This window comes from Streptomyces hilarionis, from assembly GCF_024539675.1.
GTDB lineage: Bacteria > Actinomycetota > Actinomycetes > Streptomycetales > Streptomycetaceae > Streptomyces > Streptomyces hilarionis.
In genome coordinates this window covers 15,412-32,064 of the sequence record NZ_JAHHIT010000048.1, presented here as the reverse complement: position 1 = coordinate 32,064, position 16,653 = coordinate 15,412, and the positions used below count along the sequence as shown (strand labels likewise).

The following is a 16,653-nucleotide window of genomic DNA, read 5'->3' as shown; positions in this document are numbered from 1 at the left end:
CCGCACACCCCCGCGTCCACTATCGCAAGGCCGGGCGTGCGCGCGGGCACAGGGGGCGGGTGACGCCGCCCGCGCCGCCCGCGCCCCACCGGGACGGCGCGTCGGCCGGAGCGGCGAGGAGGGCCGGAGGGCGACGGAGAGAGGCGGGGAGGACCAGGAGGAGCGGGGGGAGGTGCGGGGAGGTGCGGGGAGGAGCAGGAAGCGGCGGGTCGCGGCCTACTCGCGCACGGCCGGTGCGGCGGGCGGCGCCGGGAGGATCCCGGTGCGCGGCGGACGACCGGGCGACGCCCGCGCGGCCGACGCGCGCCACTCGGCGGGGGACATCCCGTAGGCGGCCCGGAACACCCGGCTGAAGTGCGCCGCGCTGACGAAACCCCACTGGTGGGCCACGGCGGCGATGGTCCGGCCGGCGGACCTGCGGTCCGCCAGCTCACGCCGGCACTCCTGGAGGCGGCGGCGCTGGATCCACCGGCCGACGGTGTCGTCCTCCGCCTGGAAGAGCCGGTGCAGGTAGCGCACGGAGATCCGGTGGGCCCGGGCTATCACCTCGGGCGTCAGGTCCGGGTCGGCGAGACGGCGGTCGATGAACGTCCTGATCCTCGGCACCAGCACGCATGCCGCGTCCTCCGTGTCACCGGGCCCCTGCCGCAGCCGTTCCTCCGCCAGCACGCCGAGCAGGTCGACGACGTGGCCGGCCAGGGCGGTGCCGGTGTGCGGGGGATACAGCGCGGCCGTGTCCACGAGCCGGGCCAGGAAGGGCGACAGCAGCGAGCCCAGCACCGTGTCGGGACGGATGCCCGTCGCCGTGAGCTGTCGCAGGGCGGGCTCGCCGACGCCCAGGAGCTGCCGCGGCAGGACGAGGGACTTCGTCCGGTACGGATCGGGGAAGTCCATCCGGATCGGCCGCGCCATGTCGCAGAAGGCGAACTCTCCGGGACGCAGGCAGACCTCGCGGCCGTCCTGCTCGATTCCGACGACGCCCCGCTCCACGAGGCTGACGACCACGTCCTCCTCGTTGCCGTCCCGGGCGATCAGCCGCGGGGTCCGCCACGCCCGCACGGGGCCGCCCTCCACCGTGGTGAGCCGCAGCCGGCCCAGAGCGGACGTGCGGAGGGTTCCCGAGCAGGCCCCGTCCGGGACGGCGACGTCCACCGCCGCGAAGGTCCGGGACAGCGCCTCGCGCCAGTAGGCCCGTCGCCGGGACGCCGGGACCGCGTCCGTGGCGTAGTGGGCGCCGGAGAACCTCGTCCCGGGGTCCCGTGTGGTTGCGTCCGCCGACATCGTTCCCGCTCCTCAGCACGTGTTCTTTCCGAACACCGTGCCAAGCGACGAGCGCGGGCGCATCGCGTGAATCCGTCAGATCGTCGCGGCGGACCGGGTCGCGTCACCGCGGCGGACCGGGACGTGCCGGGGACACGAGGGAGCCGGGCCGCCCCGAAGCGCACCCGGCTCCCGCCCGGTCACTTCGCCAGGAACGCGAGGAGCGCCGCGTTGACCTCCTCCGCGTGGGTCCACAGCAGCCCGTGCGGAGCGCCCTCGATCTCCACGTAGTCGGCGGACGGCAGCGCCTTGTGGAAGGGCCGCGCGGTGCCCTCGACGGGCAGGATGCGGTCGCCCGTGCCGTGCAGGATCAGGGCCGGCACGTCGATCGCGGGGATGTCGGCGCGGAAGTCGGTGTACCAGGTGGAGGGCGCGGCGGCGGCGGCGAAGAACCCGCTGCCCGCGGCGACGTTCCAGCTGTTGCGGACGGCCTCCTCGCTGATCCTGGTGCCGAGGTTCTCGTCGAGGTTGTAGAAGTCCTGGTAGAACGCCGTGAAGTAGGCGTACCGGTCCGCCTTCACGGCCGCGACGACACCGTCGAAGAACTCCTTCGGGGCGACCCCGTCCGGGTTGTCGTCGCTCTTGAGCAGGCACGGCTCCAGGGAGGCCAGGAAGGCGACCTTGGCGACGCGGGCCGAACCGTAGCGGGACACGTACCGGGCGACCTCGCCGGTGCCCATGGAGAACCCGACCAGGACGGCGTCGTGGAGATCGAGGGTCTCCAGCACCGTGTTCAGGTCGGCGGCGAAGGTGTCGTAGTCGTAGCCGGTCGTCGGCTGGTCCGACTGCCCGAAACCGCGGCGGTCGTAGGTGATCACGCGGTAGCCGGCCTCGAGCAGTGCGGCGCTCTGCCGCTCCCAGGAGTGACCGTCGAGCGGGAAGCCGTGGATGAGGACGACCGGCTGCCCGGTGCCGTGGTCCTCGTAGTAGAGGTCGATGGCGGTGGAGTTCTCCTGGCCCACGGTGATGTGCGGCATGCGTTGCTACCTCGTTCTCGTCATGACGGATGCGCTTCCGTGCCCGCTCGGTCGGTCCGCCGCCGGTCGGCAGGCGGGCGCGGCACGGAACACCCGTCACGCTAGAAGCCGCGCCGTGCCCCGAGTTGCCTCGCAGCGCACCGGTCCTTGCCCGACGGCGCAGCGCGGTCCGTCGAAGCGGGCGGGCGTCGGGGGATGTCCGTCGAAGCGGGCGTCAGCGCATGCCCGCCGCGTCGAGCAGGACGGTCACCGTGGGGGCCACCAGCCCGGTCGGGGTGTCGGCCCCGATGCCGGCGCGGGCGCTGGCGCCGTCGAAGACGAGGATCAGCTGGCGGGCCAGCAGGTCGGGGTCGCTCGCCCCGCCCCGCTCGGCCTCGCCGCGGAAGAAGCCGGTCAGGTTCTCCTTGACGCGGTGCGCCACCCGGCTCGCGGGGTGGTGCTGATCCTTGAGCTCGATCTGCACGGCGAGGAACCGGCAGCCATGGAAGTCGGGCGCGCCCGCCTGTGCCGTCAACTGCTCGAAGACGTACAGGATCCGTTCGCGCGGCGAGCGGCCGTCGTCGGCGGGCGGCAGGAGCGTGGCCGCGTAGGCGACGGCGCGTCCCTCCAGGCCGGCCGCCAGCAGTTCGTCCTTGCTCTCGAACAGCTGGTACATGGAACGCTTCGACACCCCCGCCGCCCTGCACAGCGCGTCGACGCCGATGCCGACTCCGTCCCGGTACGTGAGCGTGGCCGCTGCCTCCAGCAGCCGCTCGCGGGGGCTCGACTTCGGGTCGGTGCTCATCCTGCGAGGTTAACCCGATTCCGGCCGATTGAAAACCGATCGGTTTACGGCGGGGCGTCGGGCCCGGTGGACCCGGACTCAGTGGCCGATCACGGGCTCGCCCTCCGACGGCGCCGGCGGCGCGTTGGGTATCAGCAGCGCCGCGAGGACGGCGCCGACCACGAAGAACCCGGAGCCCCATGCCAGGGTGGCGGTGTAGCTCTCCACCCCGGCCCGGGCCGCCGTCAGGGCGCCGGGCTCGTGCGAGGACAGATAGTCGGTCGCGGCCGACGAGGCGACGGTGGTCAGCAGCGCCGTGCTGATCGAACCGCCCACCTGCTGACCGGTGTTGACGAGCGCCGAGGCGACCCCCGCGTCCTCGTGGCGCACGCCCGCGGTCGCGCCCTGGAACGCCGTGGCCATGACCCCGCCGAGGCCGAGGCCCAGCAGGATCAGACCGGGCATGATGTGGGCGGCGTAGGCGCTGTCCAGCTCGAGCCGGGTCAGCAGGGCCATGCCGGACGCGGCGACCAGGAAGCCGGCGCTGATCACGACCTTCGGGCCGACCCTGGGCAGCAGCAGCGCGGGCGCCGTGGTCGACGCGGCGACGATGCCCGCGACCATCGGCAGGAACGCCAGACCCGTCCTGATCGGCGAGTAGCCGAGGCTCGCCTCCAGGTAGTAGGTCAGGAACAGGAAGATCGAGAACATCCCCATGCCGATGACGAAGACCGTCAGGTACGCACCCCCACGCGCGCGGCTCAGCACGAGCCGCAGCGGCAGCAGCGGGTGCGCGACCCGGGCCTGCAACCGGACGAACACCACCAGCAGCACCACGCCGACGATCAGGGAGCCGAGGGTGACGGGGTCGGTCCAGCTCGTGGACTCGACGTGGGCGAAGCCGTAGACGACGGCGAACAGCGCGGCGCTCCCCACGAGGGTGCCCGGCAGGTCCAGTGCGGGGCGTCGGGCGACCGCGGGCGCGGCCAGCAGCAGCACCGCGCCGACCAGCGCGACGGCCGCGAAGACGACGTTCACGTACATCACCCAGCGCCACGAAGCCCACTGGGTGAGCATGCCGCCGAGCAGCAGCCCGACCGCTCCGCCCGCACCGGCCAGCGCGCTGAAGACGCCGAACGCCTTCGGCCTCTCCCTCGGGTCGGTGAAGGTCACACTGAGCAGGGAGAGCGCAGCCGGCGCGAGCAGGGCGGCGAAGAGGCCCTGGGTCACCCGCGCCGCGACGAGGACGTCGAAGCCGGTCGCCGCGCCGCCGAGGACGGACGCGCCCGCGAAACCGACCAGGCCGGTGATGAAGGTGGTCCGCCGGCCGAACAGATCGCCGAGCCGACCGCCGAGCAGCAGCAGACTGCCGAAGGCCAGGGCGTAGCCGGTGATCACCCACTGCCGGCTGCCGTCGCTGAAGCCGAGGTCGTGCTGCGCCGCGGGCAACGCGATGTTCACCACGGTCGCGTCGAGCGTGACCATCAGCTGCGCCGTGCCGAGCACGCCGAGGACCCACCAGCGGACGGCATGGGAGCCACGACGGCCCGATTCCGAGGTGCCGGAGGCGGACGCCCCACGGTCGTAGGTGGTACTCACAGTTCCCCTTGATCGCCGCCATGAGCCACGGGCCGGGAGCCGCGAGTCACAGGCTCACGTCGCAGGCCGCAGGTCATGGGCATGAGTCGGCCCCGAACGGAAACCGATCTGTTTCCACCTAGAGAAACAGATCGGTTTCCGCGGCGCAAGCCGACGAACCTCGCCCGAGCGGCCACGGCGACCCACTCCTCCACGCGGCCGCTTGCGTCGGGAAACCGATCGGTTTACCGTGAGGGTCCACGAGGGAAACCGATCGGTTTCCCGTTCTTCGAGGAGGCAGTCATGACCGCTCTGAAGGGTGCGAACGTCTTCGTCACCGGCGGCAGCCGGGGCATCGGCAAGGCGTTCGTGGAGGAGCTCTACGCACGAGGCGCCGGCAAGGTGTACGCCACGGCCCGCGATCCGCGCGGTGTCACGCACCCCGACGCGGTCCCGGTGGCGCTGGAGGTCACCGACCCCGCTTCGGTGGCGGCGGCCGCCGCGCGGGCGGAGGACGTCACCGTTCTGATCAACAACGCGGGCGCCTCGGTCGGCGCGTCCTTCCTCGACTCCCCCGTCGACGACGTGCGCCGGGAGTTCGAGACCAACTTCTACGGCCCGCTGCTCCTCGCCCGGGCGTTCGTGCCGGTCATCGAGCGCAACGGGGGCGGCCACCTGCTCAACGTGCACTCCGTCCTCTCCTGGATCGCCCTCGGCGGCTCCTACAGCGCCTCCAAGGCGGCCCTGTGGTCACAGACCAACTCCCTGCGCCTGGAGCTGCTGCCGCGCGGCATCTCGGTCACCGGACTGCACGTGGGCTACGTGGACACGGACCTCGCGTCCGGCGTCGACGCGCCCAAGTCCGACCCCCGCGAGGTCGCCGCACTGGCCCTCGACGGCGTCGAGTCGGGGGCCTACGAGGTGCTCGCCGACGACATCTCGCGCCAGGTCAAGGCCGGTCTCGCCGCGGACCTCGGCGCCCTGTACCCGCAGCTGGCCGCGTAGCACGCAGGACCCAGGAGCCCACGAGATGCCCGTCCGCCCGTCCCGTCCCACGCTGCACATCCCGGGGACCACCGCCCACGGCGTCGCACCGCGCCCCGGCCGCCGAGGCGACGGCGGCCGCGAGGGAACGCTGCGCTACCTCCGAGCGGGCGCCGGCGCTCCCCTGGTCCTGCTGCACACGGTGCGCACCCAGGCCGAGCACTTCCGCCACCTCATCCCGCTGCTCGCGGGCCACTACACCGTGTACGCCCTCGACCTGCCCGGGATGGGGTACTCGGAGATCGTGCCCGGCGCCTCGTACGACGAGCCGGCGATGCGCGCGGGCGTCGAACGTCTGCTGACCGCACTCGACCTCCACGACGTCACGCTGGTCGGGGAGTCCATGGGAGCGGTGCTGGCCCTGACCACCGCGGCCGACCTGCCGGAGCGGGTCCGGCGGGTCGTCGCGGTCAACGCCTACGACTTCCCCGGCGGGATCGCCCGCTCCGGTCTCCTGGCCCGCACGGTGGTCGCCGGCGCCCTCGCGCCGGGGGTGGGCCCGGTCGTCGCCGGAGTGGAGCCCCGGGCCGTGTTCCGCAGGATCCTGCGCGGAGGCCTCGGCGACCGGACCGCCCTGCGGGAGGACTACGTGGACGAACTCCTCCGGGTGGGCGGCCGTCCCGGCTACCCGACCGTCGCCCGAGCCGTCTACCGGGCCCTGCCCAGCCTCGTCGCGGCCCGTTCCCGCTACCCGCGGGTCGAGGCCCCCGTCCATCTCGTCTACGGCGAGAAGGACTGGTCCCGCACCGCGGACCGGGAGGCCAACCGCAGGCTGCTGCCGGCCGCCGAATTCACGCAGGTGCCCGGGGCCGGCCACTTCCTCGCCCTGGAACGGCCCGACGTCCTGGCCGACCTGCTGACCGCACCGGCGTGACCGCCCCGGAGGGCACCGACGCGCCCCGGCCACCGACGTCACGGCCGGGGGCGGCAGCACGGCGCCGTCGGCCTGCCCGGCCTGACGGGCGCGGCGGAACACGCCCGGAATCATCGCGGTGTGGCGCGTGAAGAACGTGCCGAGGTCGGCGGGTCCGGGGAATCCCGGCCGCCCGCCGACGGCCGCCGGTCCACCGATGGGGGATCCCCTCCGCCGAGGCGGCCCCGCGGGCGGGACCGTCAGGCGCTGGAACGGGTGACCAGGCTGGTGGGCAGGATCAGCGGGGTGGGGTCCTGGCCGTCGAGGAGCGCGACCAGCATGCGCGCCATCTCCCGCCCGAGGGCCGTGATGGGCTGGTGGACGGTGGTGAGGGGCGGATCGGCGATCCGGGCGACCTCCAGGTCGTCGAAGCCGACCACGGCGACGCCGGCGGGGACCGGCAGACCGGCCTCGCGCAGGGTGCGCAACGCCCCGGCGGCCATGTTGTCGTTGGCGGCGAACACCCCGTCCACACCGGGGTGTTCCGCGAGCAGGGAGGCCATGACGGCGGCTCCGCTGGGCTCGGTGAAGTCCCCCTCCAGCGGCGGGAACGGTTCGAGGCCGGCCGCCAGCACGGCGTCGCGGTACCCCCGGTACCGGGCGCGCCCGGCCTCGGTGTCCATACGTCCGCAGATCGCGGCGACCCGTGTGCGGCCGCGCGAGAGCAGGTACTCGGTGGCCTCGCGCGCTCCGCCGACGTTGTCGACGTCCACGAACCACCGCGGAGCCGGACCGACCGGGCGTCCGCCGAAGACGACGGGGATCTCCGCCTCCCGTGCCGTCCGGGCCAGCGGATCGTCCTCGCGCAGCGCCATCAGCATGACGCCGTCGGCGCCTCTGGACCGGAACAGTTCCTCCACCCGCTTGCGCCCCCGGTCCGAGGCGGCCAGGCAGAGCATGAGGTGCAGGTCGGCCTCCTCCAGCGCCGCCGAGGCCCCCACGATCACCTGGGCGAAGAACGGGTCCGCGAAGATCGACGGGTCCTCGCCCGAGACGACCAGGGCCGCCGCCCCCGTCTGGCGGGTGGCCAGCGCACGGGCACGCGGGTTGGGGACGTAACCGAGCTGCCGGACGGCCCGCTCGACCGCCTCGCGCTTGACGCGGCTGACGTGCGGAGCGTCGTTGAGGACGCGGGAGGCCACCGAGCGGGACACGCCCGCGAGGGCGGCCACCTCGTCGAGCGTCGGCTGCCGACGGGACGCGGCTGCTGCCATGGACCACGGGCCTTTCCGTCACGACACCGCGCCCCCGTAGAACTGGAAGCGCTTCCAGTTTCGGAACTGTAGGGCCTCCCGCTCACCCTGTGAAGGCCCGTGACGCGCCGCCGGACGCCCCAGGGCGGCGCGAACAGCGGTTTTCGCAAGGACGCTTGACAGTTCTGACGCCCCGCCACACGATACCGACCACGACCCAGACCCCTCTCCGCCTTTGGGAGCGCTTCCAGTGGGAGCGCTCCCAGGGTGGTGCATCCTCAGCGCGTCGCATGCGCGGGACGAGCGCGTGCGACGCATCCCCGCCAGGAAACCGAGGTTCAGTCATGCGCCGCAGACTCCGCGCCCTCGTGACAGCGTTCTTCGCTCTTCCGCTGGCGCTCGCCGCCGCACCGTCGGCCCATGCCGCCGATCCGACCACCATGACCAGCGGGTTCTACGTGGACCCCGACTCCAGCGCGAAACGCTGGGTCGCCGCCAACCCGGGCGACGGCCGGGCCGCCGCGATCAACGCCTCGCTGGCCAACACCCCGGCGGCCCGCTGGTTCGGCTCCTGGAGCGGCGCCATCGGCACCGCGACGGGCGCGTACGCGGGCGCCGCGGACAGCCGGGACAAGCTGCCCCTGCTGGTCGCCTACAACATCTACAACCGCGACTACTGCGGCGGGCACTCCGCGGGCGGAGCGGCCTCGGCCTCCGCCTACGCGAACTGGATCGCGCAGTTCGCCGGCGGCATCGCAGGCCGGCCGGCCCTCGTGCTCCTCGAGCCGGACTCCCTCGGGGACTACGGCTGCATGACACAGGCTCAGATCGCCGAGCGGCAGGGCATGCTGAGCGGCGCCCTCGGCCAGTTCAGCCGCCAGGCCCCCAACACCTGGGTGTATCTCGACGCCGGCAACCCCGGCTGGGCCGGTGCGGCGACCATGGCCCAGCGTCTCAACGACGCCGGTCTGCGACAGGCCCACGGCTTCTCGCTCAACATCTCCAACTACTTCACCACGGCCGAGAACACCGCGTACGGCAACGCCGTCAACAGGGAACTCAGCGCTCGCTACGGCTACACCAAGCCGTTCGTGGTGGACAGCAGCCGCAACGGCAACGGGTCCAACGGCCAGTGGTGCAACCCCGCGGGCCGCCGTATCGGCGCGCCCACCCAGAAGGGCGGCGGCGCGGAGATGCTCCTGTGGATCAAGACGCCGGGCGAGTCCGACGGCAACTGCGGGGTCGGGTCCGGCTCCTCGGCGGGCCAGTTCCTCCCCGAGGTCGCCTACAAGATGATCTACGGCTACTGATCCACGTCACCCGCCCACGGCTTCCGCGGCCCGCTTCCGTCCGGCGAGCGGGTCGCGGAAGCCGGGCTGTCCCCGTCCACCGGTCGTCCGTGCGTCCCCGCACCGGTCGTCCGTCCGTCTGTCCGTCTGTCCGTCTGTCCGTCGACCCTCCGTCCATCGATCAGGAGCAGCCATGAAAGCACCCCGACCACGGCGTGGTGCGACCGCCGTTCTCGCGGCCCTCGCCGCGTGCGTCGCGCTCACCACGACACCCGCCCAGGCGCGGGCGGAGGCCCCGCCGACGCGGGACGTGATCGGCGCGGCCACGAAGTTCTACGTCGACCCGCAGGGCAAGGCGGCGAAGCAGGCCCTCGCCGACCTCGGGCACGGCGACCTCGCGAACGCCGCGAACATGGCCAGGCTCGCGAGCTGGCCCCAGGCCGAGTGGTTCACCGAGGGCACCCCCGACGAGGTGCGCGGCAAGGTGCGCACGCTCGTCCGCCGGGCCGGGGCCGTGCACCGGACGCCCGTCCTGGTGGCCTACAACGTGCCGGGCCGTGACTGCACGCAGTACTCGAGCGGCGGAGCGGCGTCCTCCGCCGCCTACCGGCAGTGGATCGACGCCTTCGCCGCCGGGATCGGCGCCGGCAAGGCGGTGGTCGTCGTCGAACCCGACGGCCTGGCCCTCCTCCCCCGGGACTGCGCGCCCGGCGACGATCCGACGGGCGCCCTCACCGCCGCCCGCGTCGCCGACCTCGCCTACGCCGTCACGACCCTCAAGGCCCGGCCGCACACCGCGGTCTACCTGGACGCGGGGAACGTCCTGTGGCGGCCCGTCGGCGACATGGCCCAGAGGCTCCTGGACGCCGGGGTCGGCTCCGCCGACGGCTTCTCGCTGAACGTGTCCAACACCCTCCCCACCGACCACAACGCCAGGTACGGCGCCTGGATCGCGAAGTGCATGTGGTTCGCCACGCAGGGGCCGGAGCAGGCGCGCGGCCACACCGACTGGTGCGCCGGTCAGTACTACTCGTCGGCCGCGCCCAACGACGGCGTCCCCGGCAACGCCGTCGACTCCGCCGACCCGGCCACCTGGCGGTGGACCGACGCCTGGTTCGACCGGAACGTGGGCGCGCCGCCCGCCTCCGGTCTGCGGCACTTCGTGATCGACACCAGCCGCAACGGCCGGGGCGCCTGGACGCCGGAACCGGGCAAGTACAGCGGGGACCCGGAGGTCTGGTGCAACGCGCCCGGCCGCGGTGTCGGCCCGCGCCCCACCGCCGCCACGGGCGTTCCCCTCGTCGACGCCTATCTGTGGATCAAGGTGCCGGGCGAGTCCGACGGCAGCTGCACCCGCAACACCGGCGGCACGATCGACCCCGAGTACGGCATCGTCGACCCGCCCGCCGGCGCCTGGTGGCCCGACCAGGTCCACACGCTGGCCCGCAACGCGGCGCCCCGCCTGACGTTCAACCGCTGAGCCCGGCCGGACGGCCGTGCGGGTCCGGAGGGGGCGCCCCCCCCGGACCCGTGCGACGCCGTCCGCTCAGACGTCGGCAGGGGGGCTCTCCTGCAGTTTCTCGAAGAAGAACTCGTGCTTGAGGAAGGAGACGTCGTACTCGTGTCCGGCCTGGGGAGGCAGCAGTTGGGAGGCCTGGAACAGGCGCCATCCGTCGCACAGCGCGTCGAGGCCGGTGGCGTAGGGCGGCTCGTCGCCGTCACCGGTCGTCGGGCGGGTCCGGCCGGTCCCGTCGTAGCCGGACCAGCCGACGACGGGGGAGTCGAGCGCCGACGAGGCGAGATACAGGACCAGGACGCGCTGCCTCATGCCCGGCTCCTCTGCGCCGGCCTGTTGGTGACACGGGTGACCCAGTGCTCGACGTCGAACAGGTCGTCGCCGGTCAGGGCCCGCCACAGCAGGACGCGGTTGTAGATCTCCAGCCGGGCGGTGGCCTGCTCGTACCAGGCGAAGCCCGCGCCGAGCTCCTCGGACACGGCCGGGTCGTGAAGGTCGGCGGTGTCCCACAGGCGTACCTGCGGCACGGTGGGGTTGAGGCGGAGCTTGTACATGTGGCGGCGGCGGTCGGTGTCGTTGCGGCGGCCGCTGTGCCAGATGCCGTGGTGGACGAGCACGACGGTGCCCGCCGGGCAGGTCAGGCGGGTCTGCCCCCGGAGGTTCTGGACGCGTCCGACGTCCGTCTCGTTGATCCTGCGCAGATGGCTTCCGGGCACGCTGAGCGTGCCGCCCATCCCGGCGGTCACCTCGTGCGGGTAGTACATGAGCTGGATGTCGAACGCGTCCGGCCGCACGTCGATGATCGCGTCGCCGTGGAGGTCCTGCGCGTGCCCCTCGTGGGGCTCGCGGATGTGCACGGCGTGGTGGTCGACGGTGGGCCCGGGCCCGACCAGGCTCTCCACCGCGCCGGCGACGTCCGGCAGGGCGAGCAGGTCGTGGACGAAGGTGTCCGGGGCGAAGGCCTCGCCCAGTGGAGTGCCGTAGGGCACCTGCGGCAGGCCCGCGTCCAGGGCCGCGACGGCCCGTTCGTTGATGTTCCGTGGCACCACCCCGTCCAGGCGCAGGAATCCCTGCGCGACGAAGCGCGCCACCTGAACCGATGTCAGGAGGTGCTTGCTGGTTGGCATGCGACGAACGTATGCGCCCGGCAGGTCCGGGTCGTGGGCTGGATTCGTCCACTGCTGGTAAATTTCCACCCCGGTGAGATCCACGACGCTCTTCCTCGACGCGGCGCCCACGGTGGTCGGCGCCGGAATCGGGGTGCACGGCGTGTCGACGGCGCACGACGTCTTCCGCCTGCCCGACCTGTGGCAGCTGCACCTCTACCACTACGAGGGCGCGCTGATCATCGGGCCGTCGGTCCACCCCATCCGCCCCGGCCATGTCAGCCTGGTGCCGCCCGACACCGAGGTGCACTTCCACTACCGGGGCAGGTCGGAGCATCTCTACGTCCACCTGCGGCTGCGCGAGGGCGGAGCCGGGCGGGTGGTGCCGGTGATGCAGGACGCGGCGCAGGAGAGCACGCGCCTGGCCGACCTGCTGCGCCACGCGGTGACGGCGATGCCGACCTCCCCGGCGCGGGCCACCGCCGAGGTGTGGGCCGCTCTGTGGCGCATCGCCGAACTGCCGAGCGGCGAGGGGGACGGCCGCCGCCACCCGTACGTGGCGGCTGCGCAGGCGCACGTCGAGGAACACCTGGCCGGGCCGCTGTCGGTGCCGGACGTCGCGCGCGCCGTCGGGATCTCCCACACCCATCTGACACGCCTGTTCCGCGCCGAGACCGGCCTCACGGTCGTGTCGTACATCCGGCGCCGGCGCCTCCAGCGCGCCCGGCACCTCCTGTCGTCGTCCACCCTCTCCGTCACCGCCGTCGCCGCGGCGGTGGGCATCGCCGACCTCCAGGCCTTCAACAAGGCCTGCCGCCGTGAGCTGGGCGCGAGCCCACGTGACGTGCGTGCGGCGGCCGGCCGTACCGGGCCCGGCGCCGAGGACTCGCCGGGCAGACCGGGAGGATCGCTCCCGGCCCGTCGACGGTCGGGGTGCGCTTGATCACCGGGCGCCACGGACGCCCCGCCGACCGACCGCCGTTCGAGATCACCGACAGCAGGAGGCCGCCCCTGGGGGCGCGACCCTCAGGCCGGGGGCCGGCACCACTGGGCCCATGACGACCGGCTCGTCGCCGGCCGGTTCACGTCGTTCCTCGCCGGGCGCCCGATTCGCCGGGGGCGCCGGCCGACCGGAAGGGCGGCCGTGGGACCGCAACGGTCAGGCGTGGTCCAAAACCGCGATGTCGGAGCCGAAGCCGACCACCAGCCGTCCGTCCGGCGCCATGGACAGCCTCCTGACGCCGGCGGGGAAGGCGTAGGCGCCGGTCTGCTCTCCCGTGTCCGCGTCCCACGTCCCGACCGTCGCGCCGTCGCCTCCGGCGGCGACCACGACGCGGCCGTCGACCAGACCCACCGCCCCCGCCCGCACCTCGCCGGCGAGGCCCGTCATGGGCTGCCCGAGCGGTTCGCCCGTGGCCAGGTCTCCCACAACCGGACGCTCTGCCGGTCGGCGTCCGACCCGGAACGGGTCACCACGACGCGGCGGCTCCCGAGCTCTTCGACCGCCAGGCACCGGCCCCCGCCCTGCCGTGGCTCCACTCCGGTCCACGTGCTCGTGGTCAGATCCCACACGCGTCCGCTGTCGGTCACGGCGACGAACCGGCCCTCCAGTGCCGCGAAGAAGTGGATGAACGTGCTGGTGTGCTCGCTCGTCGACCGCCCGTGCAGCTCTTCGCGGGCGGTCAGGTCCCACATGCGCACCGTGTCGCCCCGGCCGCGCGTGATCAGAGTGGCTCGTCCGTCCACCGTGCCCACCGTCAGCAGGTCGACGCCGCCGCTCCGTCCCGTCAGCGGCTCTCCGAGGAGTTCCCCGTCGTCGAGGTCCCGGATCCGCAGCTCGTCCCCCTCCGCGGTGACGACGACGCACCGGCCGTCCACGACAGCCGCGGCGAACCTGTGCACGGGCGGCGCACCGCCGGCCGTCCCCCTCTCCCCGTCGAGGTCCCAGACGCGGAGCGACGCGTCGTCGCCTCCGGTGACGGCGAGGTGACGTCCCCTCACCACCGCCGTCGCCACTGCCCGCACGGTGTCCTCGTGACCGGTCAACGGCGGGCACAGGCGCCTGCGGGCGGACAGGTCCCACACCTGGACGGGGCTGCGGCCGGAGTGTCCGAGCAGCGCCGCGGGGCGGCCCCGGAGCACGGTCACGGCCGCCGTCTCCACGAAGCCGGCCGGCACCGGGTCGCCGAGCTGCTCGCCCGTGGCCGGGTCCAGGACACGTACCTCGTAGGCGTCGGCGCCGACGGCCCACGCGCTCCCGGACGTGGGGTCCGTCGCGAGGACCTGCGTCGAGGCGGCGAGTTCCAGGGTCCCGCAGACCCGTAGGCCGTCGCCCTCGTCCCCGTCGCCCTCGGGGTCGCCGTCGGTGTCGGTGTCGCGGCTCTTCGCCGACGGGACGCCGAGCTCCCGTCCCGTGATCAGGTCCCATGCCCGGACGGCGCCCCGGGAGTGGCCGGTGAGGGCGACCGGACGGCCGTCCGGCGCGGCGGTCGCCAGTGCGCAGACGGGGCCGGTGCGGACGGTCAGGAGCGCCTCGCCGTGCGCGCGGTCGGCCGGGTCCCACACCCGCATCACCCCGTCGGTGCCGCCGCCGACCACGAGCGGGCGGCCCTGGACCCGCTGGACGGCCAGCCGGTGGACCCAGGCGTCGCCGGCGACGCCGAACGAGGCGGCGACTTCTCCCCGGGCGAGGTCCCACACCCGGACCGTGCCTTCGGATCCGCTGGTCACGGCGACGGCACGGCTCTCCAGGACCGCCGTCGCCAGCGCGCGCACCTCGCCGGTGTGCCCGGTCGCGGCCGTGCCGAGTCCGCGGCCCGTCGCGAGGTCCCACCAGTGCAGCGCGCCGTCCTTGCAGCCGGCGACGGCCAGTGCGCGGTCCCCCACGACCACCGTCGCCACCGCGCCCACCCGGGCCGGCACGGGCAGCGCGTACCGCAGCCGGGAATCCAGGCCGCTGCCGGTCGCCCACCGCACCCGGAAGGCGTCGGCCTCCCGACCGGTCGGCACCGCGGCGACGGCCCTCGCCAGCTCACGGTCTCCGTACCGGGCGGCGTCCAGGGCCAGCACCTGTCGCCGCACCCGCGCACCGGCCTCCCGGTGGACGTGACCCGACGCCCGGTAGACGGCGCCCGCCACGGCCCCTCGCCCCGAGGCGGCGTCCAGCGCCGCCAGGACCCGCACGGGGTCGCCGTGGACCAGCCACCCCGGATCGACCGGCGACCCGTCCGCCGCCGCGCGGGCCCTCTCATCGCTTCGGAGATCGTCAGACATGCCCGGCACGCTAGCCACCCCACCGGTCCCGCCGCACGCGAAAGGGCGGACTCCCGTGGCGATCCACGTAGTTCCCCGCAGGCTTTCGCGCACCCGCCCGGACGCACACTGCCGGCGCGGGCACGCGAGCACGCACGTCGGGGAACAACGGTGGCGGAACCGGGCCAGGTTCCCGGAGAAACGGTGAAGAAACCAGGTGATTCGACCGTATGTTCTTCGAATCGGCGGGCACGAGGAGCGTCGGAGGTTGATAACTATGGTTCCCCTGCTTCTCGTTCTGCTTCTGGCCCTGCTTCTCTTCGGCGCGGGCTTCGCGCTGAAGGCACTGTGGTGGATCGCCGTCATCGTGCTGGTCGTCTGGCTGCTCGGCTTCGTGATGCGCAGCGCGGACTCCGGCGGCCGCCGGGGCCGCTGGTACCGCTGGTGACACAGCGCACGACAACGCGTTCTGTGGGCCCCGGGAACACCCGGGGCCCACAGTCGTCTCTCGCACCGGGACACACCACCGGACAAACGGTGTAGCGACCACCTTCCCGGGCATCAGGCTGATAGCTGGGGCCCGGTGACGCAGCGGAACCTGCGCCTCCAACCACCGGGCCCCAGCCCCGCTGGCGTCCGCCGGATGCCGGAGTGCCTCGTGTGAGCGGGCGGGCGGCGTGGCAGCGATGCTGCATGCCCCTCATGGTCAGTCGTGCGACGCCGGACAGCGCGCCCCGCCCCGCGGTCCGACCCGCGCCGGATGCGGTGCGAGCCGTGGACGCGGCGGGTCGCCCGTGCCCGTGACGACCCGTGCGGTCCGTGACCGGCCCGGACCGCCTCCCCCGCGCTCCCCGCGTCCACCACGGCGTCCGCCGGCGCTGCTCGTCGCCGCCCACGGCGGTCCGGCGCTCGCGGTCACCGCGGTCACGGGTCTGCTCGCGGTGCGCGCAGGCCTGCGTCCGCTCGACGCCGCCGTCGTCACGGCGGCGGTGTTCACCGGTCAGCTCACCATCGGCTGGGGCAACGACCTGCTCGATCTGCGGCGCGACCGCGCCGTCGGCCGCACCGACAAACCGCTGGCCGTCGGCGCCCTCGCGGCCGGCCGGGCGGCATGGGCGCTGGCCGTGGCCGCGTCCGCCTGCCTCGTGCTGTCGGCGCTCGCCGGGTGGCGCTGCGCGCTGGTCAACGCCACCCTGGCCACCGGTGCGGGCCACGCCTACAACCTCGGGCTCAAGGCGACGGCGTGGTCCTGGGCGCCGTACGCCTGCGCCTTCGGCACACTGCCCTCGGTGGTCGCGCTCGCCGGCCCGGGCCGGGGCTGGGCGCCGCTGTGGATGTCCGGCGCCGGCGCCGCGCTCGGGGTGGGGGCGCACCTGCTGAACGCGCTGCCCGACCTCGCCGACGACGAACGCACCGGCGTCCGCGGGCTCCCGCACCGGCTCGGCGCGGGGCGCTCGCGCGTCCTCGCCGCCGTGCTGCTGCCCGCCGCCTCGCTGCTCGCCGTGCTCGGTCCGGCCGGGACGCCGTCCGCGTGGGCGGGGGCGGTCCTCGCCCTGGTGGGCGTCCTGGCCGGGCTCGCCCTGGTCACCCGCGGCCGCACCCCCTTCCGGGCCGCGGTGGCCATCGCCCTCCTCGACGTCGCGCTGCTCGTGGCGGCCGGCTGATGGCGGCCCCGGCCCGGCCGGCGTCACCGCCACGCGCG

General features: G+C 74.0%; 16 protein-coding genes. 7 read left to right on the top strand and 9 right to left on the bottom strand.

Annotated features, from left to right (window positions below):
* Nucleotides 1–216: 216 nt before the first annotated feature.
* The 4 genes from KMS84_RS11765 to KMS84_RS11750 form a co-directional block, all read right to left on the bottom strand.
* Nucleotides 217–1,281 (bottom strand): AraC-like ligand-binding domain-containing protein, encoded by a 1,065-nt coding sequence (locus KMS84_RS11765; RefSeq protein ID WP_256916101.1) that lies wholly within the window; start codon nucleotides 1,279–1,281, stop codon nucleotides 217–219.
* 179 nt (nucleotides 1,282–1,460) lie between these two features.
* Nucleotides 1,461–2,297, bottom strand: coding sequence for an alpha/beta fold hydrolase (locus KMS84_RS11760; protein WP_256916100.1), 837 nt, complete (start codon nucleotides 2,295–2,297; stop codon nucleotides 1,461–1,463).
* 214 nt (nucleotides 2,298–2,511) lie between these two features.
* Nucleotides 2,512–3,081, bottom strand: coding sequence for a TetR/AcrR family transcriptional regulator (locus KMS84_RS11755; protein WP_256916099.1), 570 nt, complete (start codon nucleotides 3,079–3,081; stop codon nucleotides 2,512–2,514).
* 78 nt (nucleotides 3,082–3,159) lie between these two features.
* On the bottom strand, nucleotides 3,160–4,659 hold the full coding sequence (locus KMS84_RS11750; RefSeq protein ID WP_256916098.1) for an MFS transporter: 1,500 nt from the start codon (nucleotides 4,657–4,659) through the stop codon (nucleotides 3,160–3,162).
* A gap of 282 nt (nucleotides 4,660–4,941) precedes the next feature.
* On the opposite strand from KMS84_RS11750, the gene KMS84_RS11745 reads away from it, so the two are divergent.
* Together KMS84_RS11745 and KMS84_RS11740 are read left to right on the top strand one after the other, a co-directional pair.
* Nucleotides 4,942–5,643, top strand: a complete 702-nt coding sequence (locus KMS84_RS11745) for an SDR family oxidoreductase (RefSeq protein ID WP_256916097.1) — start codon at nucleotides 4,942–4,944, stop codon at nucleotides 5,641–5,643.
* Nucleotides 5,644–5,668: 25 nt separating this feature from the next.
* Nucleotides 5,669–6,556: an alpha/beta fold hydrolase gene (locus tag KMS84_RS11740; RefSeq protein ID WP_256916096.1), complete on the top strand. Its 888-nt coding sequence runs from the start codon at nucleotides 5,669–5,671 to the stop codon at nucleotides 6,554–6,556.
* Nucleotides 6,557–6,795: 239 nt separating this feature from the next.
* On the opposite strand, the gene KMS84_RS11735 is transcribed toward KMS84_RS11740, so the two are convergent.
* Nucleotides 6,796–7,809 carry a LacI family DNA-binding transcriptional regulator gene (locus tag KMS84_RS11735; protein WP_256916095.1) on the bottom strand — a complete coding sequence of 338 codons (1,014 nt, stop codon included), beginning with the start codon at nucleotides 7,807–7,809 and terminating at the stop codon, nucleotides 6,796–6,798.
* 323 nt (nucleotides 7,810–8,132) lie between these two features.
* Here KMS84_RS11735 and KMS84_RS11730 point away from each other — a divergent pair, with 323 nt between their 5' ends.
* Both KMS84_RS11730 and KMS84_RS11725 read left to right on the top strand, forming a co-directional pair.
* Nucleotides 8,133–9,098, top strand: a complete 966-nt coding sequence (locus KMS84_RS11730) for a glycoside hydrolase family 6 protein (protein WP_256916094.1) — start codon at nucleotides 8,133–8,135, stop codon at nucleotides 9,096–9,098.
* 172 nt (nucleotides 9,099–9,270) lie between these two features.
* A complete protein-coding gene (locus KMS84_RS11725; protein WP_256916093.1) occupies nucleotides 9,271–10,557 on the top strand; it encodes a glycoside hydrolase family 6 protein in 1,287 nt (428 codons plus the stop codon).
* Nucleotides 10,558–10,623: 66 nt separating this feature from the next.
* On the opposite strand, the gene KMS84_RS11720 is transcribed toward KMS84_RS11725, so the two are convergent.
* Together KMS84_RS11720 and KMS84_RS11715 are read right to left on the bottom strand one after the other, a co-directional pair.
* Nucleotides 10,624–10,905: a hypothetical protein gene (locus tag KMS84_RS11720; protein ID WP_256916092.1), complete on the bottom strand. Its 282-nt coding sequence runs from the start codon at nucleotides 10,903–10,905 to the stop codon at nucleotides 10,624–10,626.
* Complete coding sequence (locus KMS84_RS11715; RefSeq protein ID WP_256916091.1) at nucleotides 10,902–11,720, bottom strand: phytanoyl-CoA dioxygenase family protein; 819 nt, start codon at nucleotides 11,718–11,720, stop codon at nucleotides 10,902–10,904. Before KMS84_RS11715 ends, KMS84_RS11720 begins: the two co-directional genes overlap by 4 nt.
* Before the next feature lie 73 nt (nucleotides 11,721–11,793).
* Here KMS84_RS11715 and KMS84_RS11710 point away from each other — a divergent pair, with 73 nt between their 5' ends.
* Nucleotides 11,794–12,642: an AraC family transcriptional regulator gene (locus KMS84_RS11710; protein ID WP_256916090.1), complete on the top strand. Its 849-nt coding sequence runs from the start codon at nucleotides 11,794–11,796 to the stop codon at nucleotides 12,640–12,642.
* A 216-nt stretch (nucleotides 12,643–12,858) separates the two neighbouring features.
* Here KMS84_RS11710 and KMS84_RS11705 read toward each other — a convergent pair whose 3' ends face one another.
* Together KMS84_RS11705 and KMS84_RS11700 are read right to left on the bottom strand one after the other, a co-directional pair.
* Nucleotides 12,859–13,128 carry a hypothetical protein gene (locus tag KMS84_RS11705; RefSeq protein WP_256916089.1) on the bottom strand — a complete coding sequence of 90 codons (270 nt, stop codon included), beginning with the start codon at nucleotides 13,126–13,128 and terminating at the stop codon, nucleotides 12,859–12,861.
* On the bottom strand, nucleotides 13,086–14,972 hold the full coding sequence (locus KMS84_RS11700; RefSeq protein ID WP_256916088.1) for a WD40 repeat domain-containing protein: 1,887 nt from the start codon (nucleotides 14,970–14,972) through the stop codon (nucleotides 13,086–13,088). The genes KMS84_RS11705 and KMS84_RS11700 overlap by 43 nt, the downstream gene beginning before the upstream one ends.
* Before the next feature lie 256 nt (nucleotides 14,973–15,228).
* Between KMS84_RS11700 and KMS84_RS11695 the strand changes: the two genes are divergently transcribed.
* The gene (locus KMS84_RS11695; RefSeq protein WP_256916087.1) at nucleotides 15,229–15,399 is read left to right on the top strand and encodes a DUF5670 family protein; all 171 of its coding nucleotides are present in this window, start codon (nucleotides 15,229–15,231) and stop codon (nucleotides 15,397–15,399) included.
* Nucleotides 15,400–15,751: 352 nt separating this feature from the next.
* Nucleotides 15,752–16,615 carry a UbiA family prenyltransferase gene (locus KMS84_RS11690; RefSeq protein ID WP_256916086.1) on the top strand — a complete coding sequence of 288 codons (864 nt, stop codon included), beginning with the start codon at nucleotides 15,752–15,754 and terminating at the stop codon, nucleotides 16,613–16,615.
* Nucleotides 16,616–16,653 lie beyond the last annotated feature (38 nt).